At 73.0% G+C, this 17,028-nt stretch carries 13 protein-coding genes and 1 pseudogene; 6 read left to right on the forward strand and 8 right to left on the reverse strand.

All coding sequences use genetic code 11. The features are described 5' to 3' along the window. From I4J89_RS11810 to I4J89_RS11845, 8 genes are all read right to left on the reverse strand, one after another. Positions 1-1,986: a response regulator gene (locus I4J89_RS11810; protein WP_196413960.1), complete on the reverse strand. Its 1,986-nt coding sequence runs from the start codon at positions 1,984-1,986 to the stop codon at positions 1-3. Next, on the reverse strand, positions 1,983-3,050 hold the full coding sequence (cheB, locus tag I4J89_RS11815) for a chemotaxis-specific protein-glutamate methyltransferase CheB (protein WP_196413961.1): 1,068 nt from the start codon (positions 3,048-3,050) through the stop codon (positions 1,983-1,985). Before cheB ends, I4J89_RS11810 begins: the two co-directional genes overlap by 4 nt. 28 nt (positions 3,051-3,078) lie before the next feature. Continuing rightward, positions 3,079-5,163, reverse strand: coding sequence for a hybrid sensor histidine kinase/response regulator (locus tag I4J89_RS11820; RefSeq protein WP_196413962.1), 2,085 nt, complete (start codon positions 5,161-5,163; stop codon positions 3,079-3,081). A 13-nt stretch (positions 5,164-5,176) separates the two neighbouring features. Next, positions 5,177-6,643 carry a methyl-accepting chemotaxis protein gene (locus I4J89_RS11825; RefSeq protein ID WP_196413963.1) on the reverse strand — a complete coding sequence of 489 codons (1,467 nt, stop codon included), beginning with the start codon at positions 6,641-6,643 and terminating at the stop codon, positions 5,177-5,179. After that, positions 6,640-7,182: a chemotaxis protein CheW gene (locus tag I4J89_RS11830; RefSeq protein WP_196413964.1), complete on the reverse strand. Its 543-nt coding sequence runs from the start codon at positions 7,180-7,182 to the stop codon at positions 6,640-6,642. Before I4J89_RS11830 ends, I4J89_RS11825 begins: the two co-directional genes overlap by 4 nt. Continuing rightward, positions 7,179-8,558 (reverse strand): CheR family methyltransferase, encoded by a 1,380-nt coding sequence (locus I4J89_RS11835; protein WP_196413965.1) that lies wholly within the window; start codon positions 8,556-8,558, stop codon positions 7,179-7,181. Before I4J89_RS11835 ends, I4J89_RS11830 begins: the two co-directional genes overlap by 4 nt. A 34-nt stretch (positions 8,559-8,592) precedes the next feature. Further along, complete coding sequence (locus tag I4J89_RS11840) at positions 8,593-9,087, reverse strand: chemotaxis protein CheW (protein WP_309238273.1); 495 nt, start codon at positions 9,085-9,087, stop codon at positions 8,593-8,595. A gap of 112 nt (positions 9,088-9,199) precedes the next feature. After that, complete coding sequence (locus I4J89_RS11845; RefSeq protein WP_196413966.1) at positions 9,200-10,546, reverse strand: acyltransferase family protein; 1,347 nt, start codon at positions 10,544-10,546, stop codon at positions 9,200-9,202. 297 nt (positions 10,547-10,843) lie between these two features. Between I4J89_RS11845 and I4J89_RS11850 the strand changes: the two genes are divergently transcribed. The 6 genes and pseudogenes from I4J89_RS11850 to I4J89_RS11875 all read left to right on the forward strand — a co-directional run bounded on the left by I4J89_RS11850 (position 10,844) and on the right by I4J89_RS11875 (position 17,000). Then, entirely contained in the window at positions 10,844-11,689 is an 846-nt protein-coding gene (locus I4J89_RS11850) for a CAP domain-containing protein (RefSeq protein ID WP_196413967.1), read from the forward strand. A gap of 189 nt (positions 11,690-11,878) precedes the next feature. Continuing rightward, on the forward strand, positions 11,879-12,634 hold the full coding sequence (locus I4J89_RS11855; protein ID WP_196413968.1) for a L,D-transpeptidase family protein: 756 nt from the start codon (positions 11,879-11,881) through the stop codon (positions 12,632-12,634). 121 nt (positions 12,635-12,755) lie between these two features. Then, positions 12,756-14,033 carry an efflux RND transporter periplasmic adaptor subunit gene (locus I4J89_RS11860; protein ID WP_196414343.1) on the forward strand — a complete coding sequence of 426 codons (1,278 nt, stop codon included), beginning with the start codon at positions 12,756-12,758 and terminating at the stop codon, positions 14,031-14,033. Beyond that, positions 14,030-14,698 (forward strand): annotated as a pseudogene (locus I4J89_RS11865) (ABC transporter ATP-binding protein); the annotation flags it as partial. The gene I4J89_RS11860 and the pseudogene I4J89_RS11865, both read left to right, overlap by 4 nt. Then, complete coding sequence (locus I4J89_RS11870; RefSeq protein ID WP_196413970.1) at positions 14,698-15,882, forward strand: ABC transporter permease; 1,185 nt, start codon at positions 14,698-14,700, stop codon at positions 15,880-15,882. The pseudogene I4J89_RS11865 and the gene I4J89_RS11870, both read left to right, overlap by 1 nt. 77 nt (positions 15,883-15,959) lie before the next feature. Continuing rightward, entirely contained in the window at positions 15,960-17,000 is a 1,041-nt protein-coding gene (locus I4J89_RS11875) for a GGDEF domain-containing protein (protein WP_196413971.1), read from the forward strand. Positions 17,001-17,028 lie beyond the last annotated feature (28 nt).

Below are 17,028 nucleotides of genomic sequence, written 5' to 3' on the forward strand. Positions count from 1 at the left end.
TCACCCGGACCGGCGCGGCTGTCCGCGCCGGTCCGGACCGGTGTACTCGTCGGCGGGCGGGAGGGTGAACCAGAAGGTCGCCCCCAGCCCTTCGGCGCTCTCCGCCCAGATCTCCCCGCCGTGCCGCTCCACCGCCCGGTGCACGGTGGTCAGGCCGATCCCGGTGCCGGGGAAGTCCCGGGCGTCGTGCAGCCGGGCGAACGGCCGGAACAGCTGCCCGGCCTGCTCGGCCGGGAAGCCGGCGCCGTTGTCGCGGACGTAGTAACGGTCGTCCTCCCAGCCCACCTCGACCTCCGGGTGCTCGACCTTGCGGCTGAACTTCACCGCGTTGTGGATCAGGTTCTCCAGGATCACCCGGACCAGGCCCTCGTCACCGTCGGCTGTCATGCCCTCCTGCACGGTGAAGGCCACCGGCCGGTCCGGCTCCCGGGCGGCCACGTCCGCGATCACCTGGCGAGTGGTCGCGGTCAGGTCGAACTTCGACCGGCGCAGCTCGCCCCGGCTGGCCCGGGCCAGGATCAGCAGCGACTCCACCAGATCCGCCATCCGGATCGCGGCGGCGTGCACCCGGGTCAGCCGGTGCCGGGTCACCTCGCCCAGCGGCTCGCCGTCCTCCTCCTCCAGGATGTGCTCGGCGAAGCTGGTGATCACCTGGAGCGGGCCGCGCAGATCGTGCGAGACCGAGCCGGAGAACGCCTCCAGCTCCCGGTTGCGCCACTCCAGCTCCTCCACCAGCGCGGCCCGCGTCTCGGCGAGCTGCCGGGCGGCCCGTTCCTCGGCGGCGTCGAGCTCGCGGCGCATCAGCTCCTCGCGGATCCGGCGGGCCTCGTCGTGCGACTGCTTGCGGCGGATCTGGGCGCGGACGTGCACCAGCAGGCCCTCCCGCACATCGGTCTGCTGCACGTAGTCGTCGGCTCCGGCGGCCAGGCACTCCAGCATCCGGTCCTCGTCGCCGGTCATCACCACCGGCAGATCACCGACCTGCGGCACCTCGCGGATGCGCCGGCACGTCTCGGCGGCGGTGTCCAGACCGTGGTCGAGGCCCAGCACGATGCAGTCGACCGGCTGCGCGACCAGCAGGTCCAGGGCGTCCGTGGCGCCGTTGGCGTGGACGATGTCGTACCCCTCCTCGCGCAGCGCGCCGGCCCACAAGTCCAGCTCGTCGCGGTCCGGGCTGACGGTGAGCACCCGGCCCGGGCCGTGCAGGCTGCCGGTCACCTCGATGGGTAGCTGCTCGGCGCTCTGCCGCAGCACCGCGGCCAGCTTGGCCAGCACCACCGCGAGGTCCTGCTGCTTGCGGACGAACGCGTCGGCGCCGGCCTCCAGCATCTGCATCTCGGTGGCGTAGTCGTCGGCGGCGGTCATCAGGATGCACGGGGTGTCGCGCAGCGCCGGGTCCAGGCGTACCCGGCGGATCACGGTGGCCCCGTCGATGCCGGGCATCACGCCGTCCACGATCACCGCGTTCGGCCGCCGGTCGGCCGCCATCCGCAGACCCTCCTCGCCGCTGGCCGCGGTGAGCACCGCGTACCCCTCGGGTTCGAGCAGCTCGCGCAGCTGTTCGCGGAAGGTCATGCTGTCGTCGATGACCAGCACGGTGGCCCGCTCGGTGTCCGGTTCGTCGGGCTCGCCCAGCAGCTGCCGGGTACGCGCCACCACGTACCCCGAGTCGTACGGCTTGCCCACGTACTCGTCGGCGCCGGTTCGCAGGCCCGCCAGCCGGTCGGTCACCTCGCTCTCGCTGGACAGCAGCATGGTGACGACGCCGGCCCGGGTGCCCCGCAGCTCGCTGAGCAGCTCCAGACCGTCGGCGTCGGGCAGCACCACGTCCAGGACGGCCGCGTCGAACACCGCGGTGGCGATCGCCGAGCGGGCCTCCGCCCCGGTGGCGCAGAGGATGGTGGTGAAGCCGTCGTCGGAGAACGCATCGTGCAGGTCCATCCGCACGGTCAGGCTGTCGTCGACGATCAGCACGGTCGGTGTCATCGGCGCACCCCCGCCGGGTGCAGATCGGCGAGGTGGGCGGCGATCCGGCTGGGGGGCAGCACGTACGCGGCGGCCCCGAGCAGTGCCGCCTCGCGCGGCATGCCGTAGACCGTGCAGCTCGCCTCGTCCTGGGCGAACGTGAGCGCGCCGCGGCTGCGCATCTGCAACAGCCCGGAGGCGCCGTCGCGGCCCATGCCGGTGAGCAGGCAGCCGGCCGCGGCGCTGCCGAACTCGATCGCCACCGACTCGAAGAGCACGTCCACCGCCGGCCGGCAGGAGTGCCGGGGCGGGCCGTCGCTGAGCCGCAGCAGGTGGTCACGGACGTACAGGTGCCGATCCGGGGGCGCGAGCAGCACCTGCCCGGCGCTCCGGCTGATCGGGGTGCCGTCCCGCGCGTATTGCACGTTGCGGCCGGTCTGCCCGGCCAGCCAGTCGGAGAACGCGACGGCGAACTGCTCGCTGGCGGCGATGTGCTGGACGCAGAGGATCGGCGTGCGGAAGTTCGGCGGCAGTTCGCGGAGCAGTTCGGTGAGCGCGGCCGGACCGCCGGTCGAGGCGCCGACCGCGACCACGCTCAGCGTCTCGGTCAGCGGCGCCGGCGCGGCCACCGGGACCGGGTCGGCCCATCGCCGGTCCAGGCGGCCGTCCAGCCGGGCGCGTGGATGCGTGATCACCCGGATCCGGGCGACCATCCGCAGTGTGGCGCGCAACCGCTGGGACCAGTCCGCGTCCGAGTCGTCGCCGCGCGGCTTCTCCAGCACGTCCACCGCGCCCGCGGCGAGCGCGTTGTAGGTGCTGAACAGCTCCTGCCGGTCCGCCGAGGAGACCACCAGGATCGGGGTCGGGTACTCCGCCATGATCTGCTCGGTGGCGGCCAGCCCGCTGATGCCCGGCAGCATCATGTCCATGGTGATCACGTCCGGGCGCAGCCGCGCGGTCATCTCCACGGCCCGCAAACCGTCCACGGCCTCGCCGATCACCTCGAGCTGCGGATCCGGTGCGAGCGCCTCGCGCAGGTGACCGCGCATGGTCGCGGAGTCCTCGACGATCAGTACCCGGGTCATGCCGTCACCTCCCCCGCACGCCGGCCCCTCATGCCCGCACCACCAGCCGCCGGATGTGATTGAGGAGCTCTTCCTGGTCGAACTCGCCCTTGATGACGTACGCGGCCGCGCCGGCCGCGCGGCCCCGGTCCCGGTCCTCCGCGTTCGCCCGGGAACTGACCAGGATCGCCGGCACCCCGGCCAGCTCGGGGTCCGCGCGGGTCCGCTCGACCAGGGCGAACCCGTCGATGCCGGGCATGTCGATGTCGGACAGGATCAGGCCGTACCGGCGGGAGCGGGCCAGTTCCAGGGCCTCCTCGCCGGACGCGGCCAGGTCCACCTCGAACCCCGCCGACTCCAGGATGCTGCGCTCCAGCATGCGCGTGGTCAGGGAGTCGTCGACCACCAGGATCGGCAGCGGGGCCGCGGTCGCCGGTGCGGCCGGGCGGCCGCCCACGTGACCCCGCAGCACCTCGGCGGCCAGCCCCTGCGGGTCGAGCACCAGGCGCGGGTTGCCGTCGGCGTCCACCGAGACGCTGCCGATCACCGGGGTGCTCGGTGCGAGGTCCGGCAGCGGGCGGGCGACAAGCGCCGAGGTGCCGGCCAGCCGGTCCACGCCGACCGCCACGGTGCCGTCGTCGGTGCCCACCATCACGGCGGCGCCGGGGCTGGGTGAGTCGGGGACCGTGCTGCCCGTGTACAGGGCCTCGGCGAGGGGCAGGAAGGGTGCCGCGCCGCCGTCGTACACGATCCGGCCGGTGGTGGCCGCGGTGGCCGCCTCGGTCGCGCTCAGCCGTACGCAGCCGCGTACCGAGTCCAGCGGCAGGGTCGCCACCGTGCCGCCCGCCTCGACGTTCAGGCCGGTCATGCTGAGCAGGGCGAGCGGGATGGTCAGCTCGACGGTGGCCCCGGCGCCGGGCGAGCTGCGTACCGCCACCTCGCCGTGCAGCTGGGTGGCGACCTCGCGGACCGCGTCCATGCCGATGCCGCGCCCGGCCACCTCGGTCACCTCCGGCGAGGTGCTGATCCCGCCGTGCAGCACCAGATCGAGCAGTTCCTGCTGATCCGGCGGGCGCGCGCTGGGCCCGAGCAGCCCGCGTGCCCGCGCGGTACGCCGCAACGCGTCCAGGTCGAAGCCGCGCCCGTCGTCGGCGCACCGGAACACCGCCCACCTGCCACGCCGTTCCACCTCGACGGCCACCGTCCCCTCGGCCGGCTTGCGGGCCGCCAGCCGCTCCGCCTCCGGCTCGATGCCGTGCACCACCGCGTTGCGCACCACGTGCAGGAACGCCCCACTGACCGGCCCGAGCAGGTGAGCACCCATCCGGATGTCGGCGCCGTACGCCTCGAACCGGATCCGCTTGCCCTGGGACTCGGCGGCGTCGCGTACCGCGCGCCGCAGCGCCGTGAAGATCGTCCCGGCCGGTACCAGGCGCAACCCCTCCGCCTTGGCCCGGACGTCGTGCAGCTCCCGTTCGATCTGGTCGACCGCGTCGGTGAACCGGCGTCCCGCCGAGCCCAGCTCCCGGGCGAGCCGCTCGGCCGAGGCCCGGGTGGTCGCGGCCGGGGCGCCCCGGCCGACGCGCAGCTGGTCGGCCAGCGTCGCCGCGGACCGGTGCAGGCGCTCGACGGTGGTGCAGCCGTTGCGCAGCGGTGCCATCCGGGCGTTCGCCTCGCCGATCGCGTCCAGCAACTCGTCCAGGTCGGCGGTGGCGGCGCGGGCCGCCATCGGCATCTCCGGAACCGGGTTCAACGCCTCAGCCGGGTCCTGGCCGGCCGGCTGCTGTGCCGACGAGGGTGCCGCGGCCGCCGCCTGCGGCGATTGCAGAGCGCTCACCTGCGCCGCGATCTCGTCGTTGAGACGCAGCAGTTCCTGCATCTCCTCGGCGGCGAGGGCACCGGCGCCGGTGCGGTGCGGGACCAGGATCTCCTCGAACGCGTGCGCCCGGTCGGCGATCTCCTTCTGCTTGACCACCCGGGCCGCGCCCTTGAGCGTGTGCGCGGCACGCAGCAGCCGCCCGACCGGCTCCGGCCCGGGCCGCTGATCCAGGTCGAGCACGCCGGCGCTGATCTGGTCCACCAGATCCCGGGCCTCCACCCGGAAGTAGCGCAGCGGATCCCGGCCCTCGGCCATCAGAGCCGCCTCATCAGCGCCGCCCGGTGCCGACCAGCTCCAGCAGGTCGCCGGAGAGGGTGGAGAGGTGGGCGGCGGTCTGCTTGGTCTGCACCGCGCTCGCCTCGGTCTCCCGGGACACCCGGGCGGTGTCGGAGGCCGCGACGTTGACCTGTTCCACCGCGGTGCTCTGCTGCTTGGTGGAGAGCTCGATCTCCCGGGTCGCGTCGTTGGTGGTGGCGACCAGCTGCACGATCTCCCGGAACGAGTTGGTGGCGTCGTCGAACTGGCGGGCGCCGGCGTCCACCGCCTTCGCCCCGATCTCGGTGGCCATCACCGTGGTGTTCACCGCGCCGCGTACGTCGTCGATCAGCGCCCGGATCTCCTTGGCCGACGCGGCGGTACGGTCGGCCAGCTTGCGGATCTCCTCGGCGACCACCGCGAACCGCCGGCCCCACTCGCCGGCCCCACTCGCCTCGATGGTGGCGTTGATGGCCAGGATGTTGGTCTGCTCGGCGAGTTCCGAGACCAGGTCGACCACCAGTCCGATCTGCTGCGACTTCTCGCCCAGGGCGAGCATGTGCTGCACGATCTGGTCCACCTGGGCGCGGATCGCGGCCATCGACGCCCGGGTCTGGTCGATCGTCGAGTCGCCGGTACGCGCGGCCGCCTCGGTCTCCTCGGCGATCTTCGACACCCGCTGGGCGCTGTCCGCGATCTGCCGGGAGGTGATCAGCAGCTCGCTGATCGTCGTGGTGATCTCGCTCATCGCGCTGGCCTGGTCCCGGCCGCCGTTGACCTGTTGCGCGGCGGCGGCCTCCAGCTGCGCCGACGAGCTCTGGATGTGCCCGACCGCCGCACCGACCTCCCGGCGCAGGTCCCGGCTCAGCCGCCAGGCCACCGCGACCGCGCTGATCGTGGTGAGCACGCCCAAGATGATCACCACGGCGATGGCGATCCGGGCCCGGTCGGACGAGGCCACCCGGGCGGACTGCACGTCGGCGTGCACCCGGTCGATCAGCTTGGCCAGTGCCGCCTCCAGCCGCTCCCGCAGCGGCCTGCTCAGTTCCTCGTTCAGGCGGGCGGCGTCGGCGATGTCCTTGATCGCGGCCCGGCGGGCCACCACGGTGGAGACCGCGGCCGCGTGCGACTCCTCGATCTGCTCCACCTCGTCGAGCAGGGCCGCCGCCTGACCGCCGAGCGAGCCGCGCAGCGCGGCGAGCTCGTTGCGCAGGTCGGCGCGGTCGGCGGCGGTCTTCTCGGCGTACTCGTCGGTGCCGTAGAGCAGGTAGGCGCGGAAGTTGGCCAGCCGGGTCTCCAGGATCCGCCCGATCCGCTCGGCCCGGGTGAGGTCCTGGGTGGCGGCGGTGATCGCCTCGTCCTTCGCGTTCACCACGAAGGCCAGGCCGACCACCGAGATGATGACCGAGAGCAGGGTGAGGGCGATGGTGAAGGTGACTCCGATCGCCAGCTTTCTACCGTACGAACGTCCGGCCATCATCGGGACTCCTCAGGATCGAGCGGATGCCCGGCCAGCTGATGGACCAGGGCGCGGGTGGCCGGCACGTCGATGATCGACCGGTTGCCGTCCGGCAGGCGGACCATCCCGTCCAGGTAACCGCGCGGGCCGGAGCCGTCGGTGACACTGTCGACCACGTCGGTGACGGGCACCCGCAGGTGGTGGTCGAGCTCGTGGAAGGCGAGAGCGAGCGGCGGTGTGCCGGCGGTCAGCGCCAGCCAGCGCGGCCGCTGCGCGATCGGGTGGCCGAGCAGCGCGGCCAGGTCGTAGACGGGCACGATGGTGCCGGCGAAACCGGCCACCCCGAGCAGGGCACGCAACGTGGTGGGCAGCGCGGTGACCGGGCGGTCCGGGTGCACGCCGGAGGTCTGGGACAGGCACAGCGCGTACGGGCGGTCGCCGACCCTGATCGCCAGCAGCTCGACGCTCTCGTGGTCGAGGACCCGGGCCGGCTCGGCGAACGAGCGGTCGAAATCGGTGCGCAGGCGAGCCACCCGCTCGGCCACCGTACGGCCGGTCACGGCCGCACCCCGCAGGCGTCCAGTTCGGTACGGCACAGCGTGGTCAGCGCCAGCCGCCCGAAGCCGCCGCCGAACAGGGTGATCCGTTCCTCGTCCTCGCGTGCCAGCAGCTCCAGGGCGGGTTGCAGGTGTACCACCGCACCGCGGTGGTCGCCGCGCCGGCGGGCGAGCAGTCCCATCCGCAGCCGGGGCATCGCGAACGCCGGATCCAGGTACGCGGCCAGCCGGTACTGCCCGGCCGCCTGTTCCGCGCAGTCCAGCTCGTGGCAGACGCCGAGCAGGTGGTGAGCGTCCGGGTGCGGCCCGCCGACGTCCATCAGCCGGTGTGCGGCGGCCCGGGCCTCGGCGAGCCGCCCGAGCTGGGCCAGCAGTACCCCGCGCAGCAGCAGGTCCCGGGTCCCGGAGGGATGGTGCCGGTCGAGCAGGGTCAGAGCTTCGGCGAACCGGTCGTCGATCATCAGCCCGAACGCCCGCTCGTGAACGTCACCTTCCGGAGCGGGGGCGGGCTCGACCGGCGGCGCCGCACGGGGTGCCGGCCGTCGCGCGGGCGCGGGTTCGGGCTCCGGGCGGCGGTAGTGGACGGTGTCCCCGTCGTACCGCATCTCCAGGCCCTCGGGGTGGCTGCCGAGCGAGTCGGTGTGCCCGAGGAAGAGGTAACCGCCCGGCGCGAGGGCCCGGGTCATCCGGGTGATCAGGCCGGACGCCGTCTCACTGGTCAGGTACATCAGCAGGTTGCGGCAGAAGATCACGTCGTACCGGCCGGGCTGCCACAGCTGTGGTTCGTCCACGGCGACGTTTTGCTCGGCGAACCGGACCATCTCGACGATCTCGTCGGCCACCCGGAAGCCGTCCTCGGTCTCCTCGAACCACCGGCGCTGTATCTCGGGCGGGGTCTCCCGCAGCGACCACGACGAGTACGTCGCCGCCCGGGCCTGTGCCAGCACCTGCCGGTTCGCGTCGACACCCAGCACCGAGACGATCCAGTCCCGCCCCGGCCGGGCCTGGCCGGCGACGATCGCCAGCGAGTACGCCTCCTCACCGGACGAGCACCCGACCGACAGCAGCCGCAGCACCCGCTGCCCGGCCCGCGCCGCGATCCGTTCCGGCAGCACCCGGTCGGCGAGCACCCGGAACTGCTCGCTGTGCCGGAAGAAGTAGGTCTCGGTGATGCTGAGCGCCTCGGCCAGCTCCGCGATCTCCGCCGCCCAGCGCCGGCCGCCGAGCCGGTCCAGGTAGCCTCGCGCGCTCAGGCTGTGGGCCGCCGCCCGCTCCTCCAGCACGGTCATGGTCTGACCGCCGTCGCTGTCCGCGAATGTCCAGCCCAGCCGTCGCTGCAGCAGCTCCCGGAACCGGGTCAGCTCAGCGCCGCCGATCATGCTGGGCCCGCCAGGTGCGGCTCGATCCAGGCGGTCATGCCGCAACTCCGGCCGGCGCTCCGGCCGCCTCCCAGACCTCGTGGGGCACCGCGCTCAGGCTCCGCAACAGCAGCAGCGGGTCGGTACCGACCGTGCCGACCGCCGCGATGAGCGCCCTGGACACGCCGGTGAACAGCGCGGCCGGGCCCTCCGGCGGCTCCACCTCGATCCGCCGCACGCCGAGTACCGGCCCGGTCGCGCAGGCGATCGGCCCCCGGCCGGCGCGTACCGCGACATAGCGGACGATCTCCCCGTCCACCCCGGTCAGCAGCCGGGTCACGTCGATCACCGGCGCGGGCGCGCCGCGCAGGATGGTCAGGCCACGGACGTACGGCGGAGTACCGGCGAGTGGCCGGGTCGGGAGCGGCCGCATGGTCTCCACGACCTCGTCCAGCGGGAGCGCGCAGTACAGCGGCCCGGCCTGGAACACGAGCGCGACGACCCCGGCGTCCGACGCCGCAGCCAGTAAGTCGTCGTACTGCCCTCCCACGGGCTAAGGCTAGCCAGCATTCGTCCCGGTTTCATGAGCTTCGCTCAACTATGTCGGTCATCGGGGCCGGTCCCGGCGCGCGGCCGCCCATCCGCGCGCCGGGACGGCCGGTTCAGGAGTGGTCGCTGTGACCGGTGAGAGGTGCCGGGTGATTCGGGCCGCCGGTCGCGGCCGAGTGCCCGGCCCACGGCACGCCGTCGTAATGGTGCCGCTGCGCCACCGGCCGGAAGCCGGCGTCCGCCGGTGGTGAGAAGCCGGGCACGGGGCGCCCCGCCACCGGCATCCCCGATCCGGGCGGCGGGCCGGGAGTCCCGGTCGCCGGGCGGGCGGCGTCGCGCGGCACCTCGGGCCAGCCGGCCGGAACCCGGCCGATCGGCTCGGCCTCCGCGGAGGCGACCGGTTCCGAGGCAGCCGGGGCCGGATCGCCTCCGGCGGGCCACAGACGCGGGCGGCGCCCGGCTGCCAGGTCCTCGGCCCAGCCGAACATCAGCACCGCCAGGCCGGCGATCGCGAACGTCACGCCGAGCGTCACCGGGGCCTCGAGCCGGCCCAGGTCGTCCATGCCGGTGCGCTCCAGGATCGGCCACACCGCGGCGATCGCCACGCCGTGCCACAGATAGATGGTCACCGCCCGCGCGTTGAACAGGGTGATGGCCTGCCCGGCATGGCGCAGCCGTTCGATCCGGTCCATCGGCGGCTGCCAGCGCAACGCGAGCAGTACGAAGGCCAGCGAGTACACCGCCTGCGCCTCGGAGGCCTCGTTCAGGTCCCATCCGGTCTCCGCGTGGCCCTGCCAGAGCCAGTAGAGGCCGGTGCCGGCGAGCACCGCGAACGCGGCGCCGGCCAGACCCGGGCGCAGCCGGGCGAGGCGGCCGTCGCGGTGGGCGAAACCGGCGATCCAGCACGCGCCGTAGGTGGCCAGGTCCCAGAGCGCCGACTCCACGCCGGCCGGCATGCCGAAGTCGCCGCGCTCCAGGACCATCATCAACAGCAGGGGTACGGCGAGCAGCGGCCACCCGATCCGCCGGAACAGCGGGTACAACAGCGGCGAGAGCAGAACCAGCCACAGGTAGGTGCGCACGTACCAGAGGGCGTCCCAGACGTACGCCGCCTGATCGCTGCCCGGCGGGTCGCCGAGCGGCAGGACCCAGAACAGCAGCGTCGCCGGCTGGAACGGGTGTTCGCCGTCGACCTCGGAGGTCCATCCGGTGTAGAGCATCGCCGGCACGGTGATCAGGCCGAACAGCCACACCGGGGGCAGCAGGCGGCGCATCCGGGAGGTGACCACCTGCCCGGCGGACCGGCGCTGCAGGGAGGCCGCGGTCAGTGAGCCGGCCACCGCGAACATCACGCCCATGGCCGGGAACACGATGGACAGCCAGGCCCATCCGAAGTGGTGATAGACGATGACCCGGACGATGGCGACGGCCCGAAGCAGGTCCAGGTATCGATTACGCACCGCGAAACCGTAGCGACCACGATTCGCCGCGTGGACCGTCGCTTCGGTCGGCAAGAAAGCCGCAGCGGTTTACCACGGTCGGGGGAACCGGCCGCGAACCCGGTGCGATTGTGCGACGTCCGTGCTCACCGGAAAATGGCGTTCACGCAGCTCAGCGCGTACCGGGAAATGATCGTCGTCGTAAGGCCGGGTGACGCCGGGCCCGGCGGCGAAGTGACCGGGCCGGATCCACACCGTTGGTCAACTCGCGAGCGCCCTGGAACGGCCGGGGCGCGCTGACCGACGGGAACGACGGGCATGCGGAAACCTCTGGTAGTGCTGTGTGCGGCGGCCGCGGTGCTGGCCGGCGGTGGCATCACCGCCGGCGCGCTGGCGCACGAGCCGCCGGGCGGTGTGCAGACGCCGGACATGTGGATCTTCGAGGACCCGGTGGGGGAGGACCTGCTGGGACCGTTCCCCGATGTGGACGAGTGGGCCGGCCAGCCGGTCCCGGATCCGCCCGCCGAGCCCCCGCCGGTCCCGGAGTCGCCGTCGCCGGTCCACTCAGCCGCGCCCTCGTCCTCGTCCTCGCCTTCCGCATCGTCCGGTCCGCCCGCGTCCACCCCGCCGGCGACCCGGCGGCCGGAGCAACCGGGGCCGCGCCTCGACCGGGAGCGCCCGCTGCGCCAGATGCCCGGGTTCGCCCGCCCGCAGGCCGATCCGTACGCCGGCGCGCGGACCGCGGTGTCCGCGGCCTCGATCTCCTCGAGCCCGTACGCCCCGGTGCAGCAGCAGGTCCTGGCGCTGGTCAACCGCAACCGCCGGAGTTACGGCTGCGGACCGCTGACCGTGGACCGGCGGCTCATCGAGGCGGCCAACCGGCACGCCGCGGACATGGCGCGCCGTGGCTACTTCGCCCACGAGGGCCCGCGCGGTGACCGGGCCGGGCACCGGGTGGCCGAGGCCGGGTACGAGTGGCTGCGCTACGGCGAGAACATCGCCCGTGGCCAGGACACCCCGTACGAGGTGGTGGCCGACTGGATGGACAGCCCGGACCACCGGGAGAACATCCTGGACTGCCGCCTCGACCAGGTGGGGCTGGGGCTGGCCATCGCGCGGGACGACACCACCTACTGGGTGCAGGACTTCGCTACACCCCGTTGACCAGGCGCTGACTCTCCGGAACCTCATGTCGACGACTGGGCTGCCGATGGCATCCCAGTTTCGTGTCACAGTCCTTCCCCGGGCATTGCTGGTGGGGCGCCTGTGCTTCGATGTGCGGACAACAACGAGGTTTGTTCACCGCGGCGCTCGCGCCGCGAAGCAGGCCTCGCTTCCTGGGGAGGATGCATCTTGGCAGGGAGACGGGTTACCGCCCGCCTCGCCGGCGCCGCGCTCGCGGTGCTGGTGGGTGGTGGTCTCGGCGCGTTCGCGCTGACGCCGGCCGGTGCCGGTGCGGCCGCGCCGGTGACCACGGCCGTGGCCACCACCGTGGTCACCAAGGCGGCTGCCGCGTCGTGCGCGACCGGCAAGTACCAGAAACAGGTCGAGGGTTACCTCAAGAAACTGGGCGGATACGGGACGGTTACGGTCGACGGCAAGCAGTCCGCCGCCGACTGCGCCGCGATCGTGAAGTTCCAGAAGCGGTTCGGCATTCAGCCGGCCAAGGGCCTGGCCGGCCCGACCACCTTCGACGTCGGCAAGCGACTGGCGGCGACGAAGACGTCGGCCTGCAAGGCGAAGAAGAAGGGCATCACCTTCTGCGTCAACCTGACTCAGCAGACGACGTGGGTGATGAAGAACGGGAAGGTGTACGTCAAGCCGACGGTCACCCGTACCGGGTATAAGGGATACCGGACCCCGGCGGGCACCTTCTCGATCAACAAGCGGACGAAGAAGGAATGGTCGGACCCGTACGAGGTGTGGCTGCCGTACTGGCAGCGCTTCATCGGCGGGCGCGGTTTCCACGAGACCACGACCTACATCCACGACAAGTGGCGCGGCTCGCACGGGTGCGTGAACCTGCTTCACCAGGACGCGAAGAAGTACTACAGCATCGGCGACTACGGCATGACGGTGAAGGTCTTCGGGCGCAGGCCCGGTACCTGATCCGCCGCCGCTGACGGGCCGTCCCTTTACCGGGGGCGGCCCGTCGTTCGTTTCGCGGCATAGAGTGGCGTCTGTGAAGCGCACGGTGATCATCGCGGCCGGTGTCCTGCTGCTCCTCCCCATGACCGCCGCGTCCTGCGACGACGAACCCACCGGGATCCGGCTCGGCACCGCCACCGTCGGCACCGTCGACGAGATCGTCGAGGCGCCCGGGACGGTCACCGCCCGTACCGCCGCGACCCTCACCGCACCGGCCACCGGCACCGTCACCGACCTGCTCGTCGAGTCCGGCGACCAGGTCGCGAAGGGTGAGGTGCTCGCCGTCATCGAATCTCCCGAGCTGGAACGCCGCCGTGACTCGGCGCAGGCCGCCCTCGACCAGGCGCCGTCCGGCGGTGGCCTGCCCACCGGCGGCACCGCCGGCTTCACCGCGGTGCGCGAGCGCACCGACCGGCAGGCCACCGAGGCGTTCCAGCAGGCCCGGGAGGCGGCCGACAAGATCGCCGACCCGGAGCTGAAGAAGACGCTGCGCCACCAGATCGACGCGGCCAAGGAGCAGTACGCGTCGGCGTCCGCCGCGGCCGCCGCGGCGGTCCGGTCGGTCCAGCAGGGCGTCGCGTCGCTGGGCCGGGCGATGAGCGCGCTCTCCGCCGCACAGCGCTTGCAGGCCGAGCAGGCGTACCAACTGGCCGACGCCGCCGTGGACGCCCTGACCCTGCGCGCACCGGTGGCCGGTGTCGTGCAGCTCGGCGGCACCGCGTCCGGCGGTGGCGGCTCCCTCTCCGACCTGCTGCAGAACGGCACACCCGGGCAGATGCCGCAGACCGGCGTGGCAGGCGTGGACACCGCCGTTCCGGAAGGCGGCTACGTCGCCGCCGGCACCCCGGTGCTGACCGTCGTGGACGTCACCCACCTCGGGCTCGCCGCCGAGGTTGACGAGACCGACGTGCTGCTCGTCAAGCCCGGCGTGGAGGCCGAGGCCGAGCTCGACGCCGCACCCGGCGCCGCCTATCCGGCCACGGTACGGGCGGCCGACCTGCTACCGACCACCTCCGCCCGGGGCGGCATCTCCTACCGGGTGCGGCTGGACCTGGGCGAGGGCACGTACGCCGACGGCGGTGACGTCGCACCCGTCCCGCGTCCCGGCATGAGCGCGGTGATCCGGCTGAAGGTCCGGCAGGCCACCGACGCCGTCACCGTGCCCGCCTCGGCCGTCGTCAGCGCCGACGGCAAGGACACCGTCTGGATCGTCCGGGACGGCCGCTACCAGGCCGCCCAGGTGCGCCTCGGGGTGCAGGGCGAGGAGACCGTGCAGGTGCTGTCCGGGGTGACGGCCGGGCAGGAGATCGTGGTGGCCGGCGCCGACCAGGTCGAAGCCGGCGCCGAGGCCCTTCGATGAGCGGTCCCGCGATCGTCGCGACCGACGTGTCGCGGACCTACCAGCTCGACGGCGTGTCGGTGCCCGCGCTGCGCGGCGTCTCGCTCACCGTCGAGTCCGGCGACTACCTGGCCCTGGTCGGCGCCTCCGGATCCGGCAAGTCGACGCTCATGCACCTGCTCGGCGGGCTGGACCGGCCCACCGGTGGCACCCTGCTGATCGGCGGCCGCGACGTGGCCGGGCTCAGCCCCAACGAGATGGCCGAGCTGCGCAACACCACGATCGGGTTCGTCTTCCAGTCGTTCCACCTGCTCGCGCGTACCACCGCGCAGGACAACGTCGGCCTGCCGCTGGTCTACCGGGGGATCGGGCGGCGGGAGCGGCGGGAGCGGTCCGCCGCGATGCTGGAACGGGTCGGCCTGGCACACCGGATCGGGCACCGGCCCAACCAGATGTCCGGCGGCGAGCAGCAGCGGGTGGCGATCGCCCGGGCCCTGATCACCGGGCCGTCGGTGCTGCTCGCCGACGAGCCGACCGGCAACCTCGACTCGGCCACCGGGCAGCAGGTGCTGACCCTGCTCGAGACGCTGAACGCCGAGGGGGTGGCGGTCGTGCTGGTGACGCACGACCGGGAGGTGGCGGACCGGGCCCGGCGGCAGATCGTGATGAAGGACGGCCTGATCGTATGAGGCTGGCCGAGGCCTGGCGGGTTGCCCTGGAGGCCCTGCGCGCCAACCGTCTGCGCAGCATGCTCACCATGCTCGGCGTGATCATCGGCGTGGCGGCGGTGGTCGCGCTGGTCGCCATCGGCACCGGGACCAAGGAGCAGATCGAGCGGCAGGTGGAGGGGCTCGGCTCGAACCTGCTGATCGTCGTACCGGGACGCCTGGAGGCCGGCGCCGCGCCGACGTCGTCGCCGCTCACCCTGGACGACGTGGAGGCGGTCGGCCGGATCGTCGGCGACCGGTCCCGGGTCGCCGTCACGGTCAGCTCGGGGGAGACCGTACGGGCCGGGAAGCGATCCGGGTTCGCCAGCATGCAGGGGGTCACCGAGAGCACCCCGACGGTCTTCGTGCGGCGGCTGGACCGGGGTGCATACCTGACCCGTACCGACGTGAACACCGGCCGGCGGGTCGCGGTCCTCGGTGCCGGGGTGGCCCGCGAGCTGTTCGGCGAACGGGACCCGATCGGGCGGCAGATGACCATCGGCGGTGTCCGGTTCCGGGTGATCGGCGTGTTCGAGGCGCTCGGGCAGAGCCTCGGTGTGGACCGGGACGGCGAGGTGCACGTACCGGTCACCGCCGCGCAGCGGCTGCTCGGCACCGAACGCATCGACGGCCTGGCCATCCGCGCCCCCGACCGGGAACGGATCGACCAGCTCGGCGCCGACGTGGTCGCCGCGCTCTCCGAACGTCACCCGGACACCGACTTCAGCGCGGTCACCCAGGAACAGATCCTCGGCGTGCTCGGCGACATCCTCGGCGTGCTCACCGGGGTGCTCGCCGCCATCGCCGGGATCAGCCTGCTGGTCGGCGGCGTCGGTGTCTCCAACATCATGCTGGTCTCGGTACGCGAGCGGACCAAGGAGATCGGCCTGCGCAAGGCGGTCGGCGCCCGGCCCCGCGACATCGGCGTGCAGTTCCTGCTCGAGGCGGTGCTGCTGACCACCACCGGGGGAGTGCTCGGCATGCTCCTCGGCGGGTCGTCCGCGCTGCTCGTCGACCGGCTCAGCCCGGTGCCCGCCGCGCTGACCTGGTGGTCGATGGCGCTCGCGTTCGGGGTGTCGGCGGCGGTCGGCATCGTCTTCGGTGTGGTCCCGGCGCAGCGGGCCGGCCGGCTGGACCCGGTGGTGGCGTTGCGTACCGAATGAGCGTGGCTCCTCGGGGCCAACCGCTCAGGTACCCGCCGGCCGGGCCGAAACGGGAAGCGGACCCGGAGGAGACCGCTTTGCCGTTTCAGTTACGCGACGAGCACGGCGCTGCCCGTGCGGTCGCCTATCTGATGCTGGCCGCCGCCGCGTACACCTCGGTCACCGGTGTCCTGATGCAGCTGGGCGCTCCGGTGGCCGAGGTGATCGCGGTCGCCGTGTCGTCCGTCGCCTTCCTGGTGATCGGGCTGGTCTGCCTGCGCCGCCCGAAGTCGCTGCCCCGGCTCTTCTGGCTCGCCGTGCCGTTCCTGTCGGCCGGCGCGGTCACCGGCCTGAACTTCGCGACCCAGGACACCAGCACCGGCTCCCAGCTGTTCTATCTGTGGCCGCTGCTCTACGCCGCGTCCTTCCTGAGCCGTCCGATGGTCGCCGTCACCGTGGCCGCGATCTCCGCCGGGCACGCGCTCGTCGCCTTCTCGTTCATGGACCGGACCCACGCGGTGAACGACTGGATCGCGATCACCGTGGCCGTGACGATGACCGCGATCGTCGTGGTCTCCCTGGTGGAACGCAACACCCGGCTCCGCGACGTCCTCGAGATCCAGGCCGCCTCCGACTCCCTGACCGGCGTGGCCAACCGGCGGGCCTTCGACGAGCGGCTCGCCCGTACCGTCGAGGCGGCCCGCGCCGGCGGCCAGCCGGTCGCCCTCGTCATGATCGATGTCGATCATTTCAAGACCATCAACGACACCTGGGGGCACGCCGTCGGCGACCACGCGCTGCGCACGGTCGCCGACGCGCTGCGCGAAGCCGCCTCCGGCGACGACCACCTGGTGGCCCGGCTGGGCGGCGACGAATTCGCGGTGCTCATGCGCGCCGGCCCGCTGACCGCACTGGGTTACGCCGAACAGGCCCGCGCCCTCATCGCCACCACCGAGGACCTGCCCTCCGGGCCGCCCCGGCTCAGCATCGGCATCGCCGTCCTGCCCGACCACGCCACCACCGCCGATGAACTCCAGCGGGTCGCCGACACCGCCCTCTACCAGGCCAAGGCCGGAGGGCGCGGGCGAAGCACGCTGGCCCAGCATCCGGCTGAGCACGACGCGGCCGCCTATTACTGACCTTTTCGGTACGCGTCCGCGCTGTCGC

This window comes from Actinoplanes aureus, assembly GCF_015704865.1.
Classification (GTDB): domain Bacteria; phylum Actinomycetota; class Actinomycetes; order Mycobacteriales; family Micromonosporaceae; genus Actinoplanes; species Actinoplanes aureus.

Excerpts from the sequence above, each read along its gene's own strand:
- I4J89_RS11810 (WP_196413960.1), bottom strand. The coding sequence starts at position 1,986 with ATGACACCGACCGTGCTGATCGTCGACGACAGCCTGACCGTGCGGATG.
- cheB (WP_196413961.1), bottom strand. The coding sequence starts at position 3,050 with ATGACCCGGGTACTGATCGTCGAGGACTCCGCGACCATGCGCGGTCAC.
- I4J89_RS11820 (WP_196413962.1), bottom strand. The coding sequence starts at position 5,163 with ATGGCCGAGGGCCGGGATCCGCTGCGCTACTTCCGGGTGGAGGCCCGG.
- I4J89_RS11825 (WP_196413963.1), bottom strand. The coding sequence starts at position 6,643 with ATGATGGCCGGACGTTCGTACGGTAGAAAGCTGGCGATCGGAGTCACC.
- I4J89_RS11835 (WP_196413965.1), bottom strand. The coding sequence starts at position 8,558 with ATGATCGGCGGCGCTGAGCTGACCCGGTTCCGGGAGCTGCTGCAGCGA.
- I4J89_RS11850 (WP_196413967.1), top strand. The coding sequence starts at position 10,844 with ATGCGGAAACCTCTGGTAGTGCTGTGTGCGGCGGCCGCGGTGCTGGCC.
- I4J89_RS11860 (WP_196414343.1), top strand. The coding sequence starts at position 12,756 with ATGACCGCCGCGTCCTGCGACGACGAACCCACCGGGATCCGGCTCGGC.
- I4J89_RS11870 (WP_196413970.1), top strand. The coding sequence starts at position 14,698 with ATGAGGCTGGCCGAGGCCTGGCGGGTTGCCCTGGAGGCCCTGCGCGCC.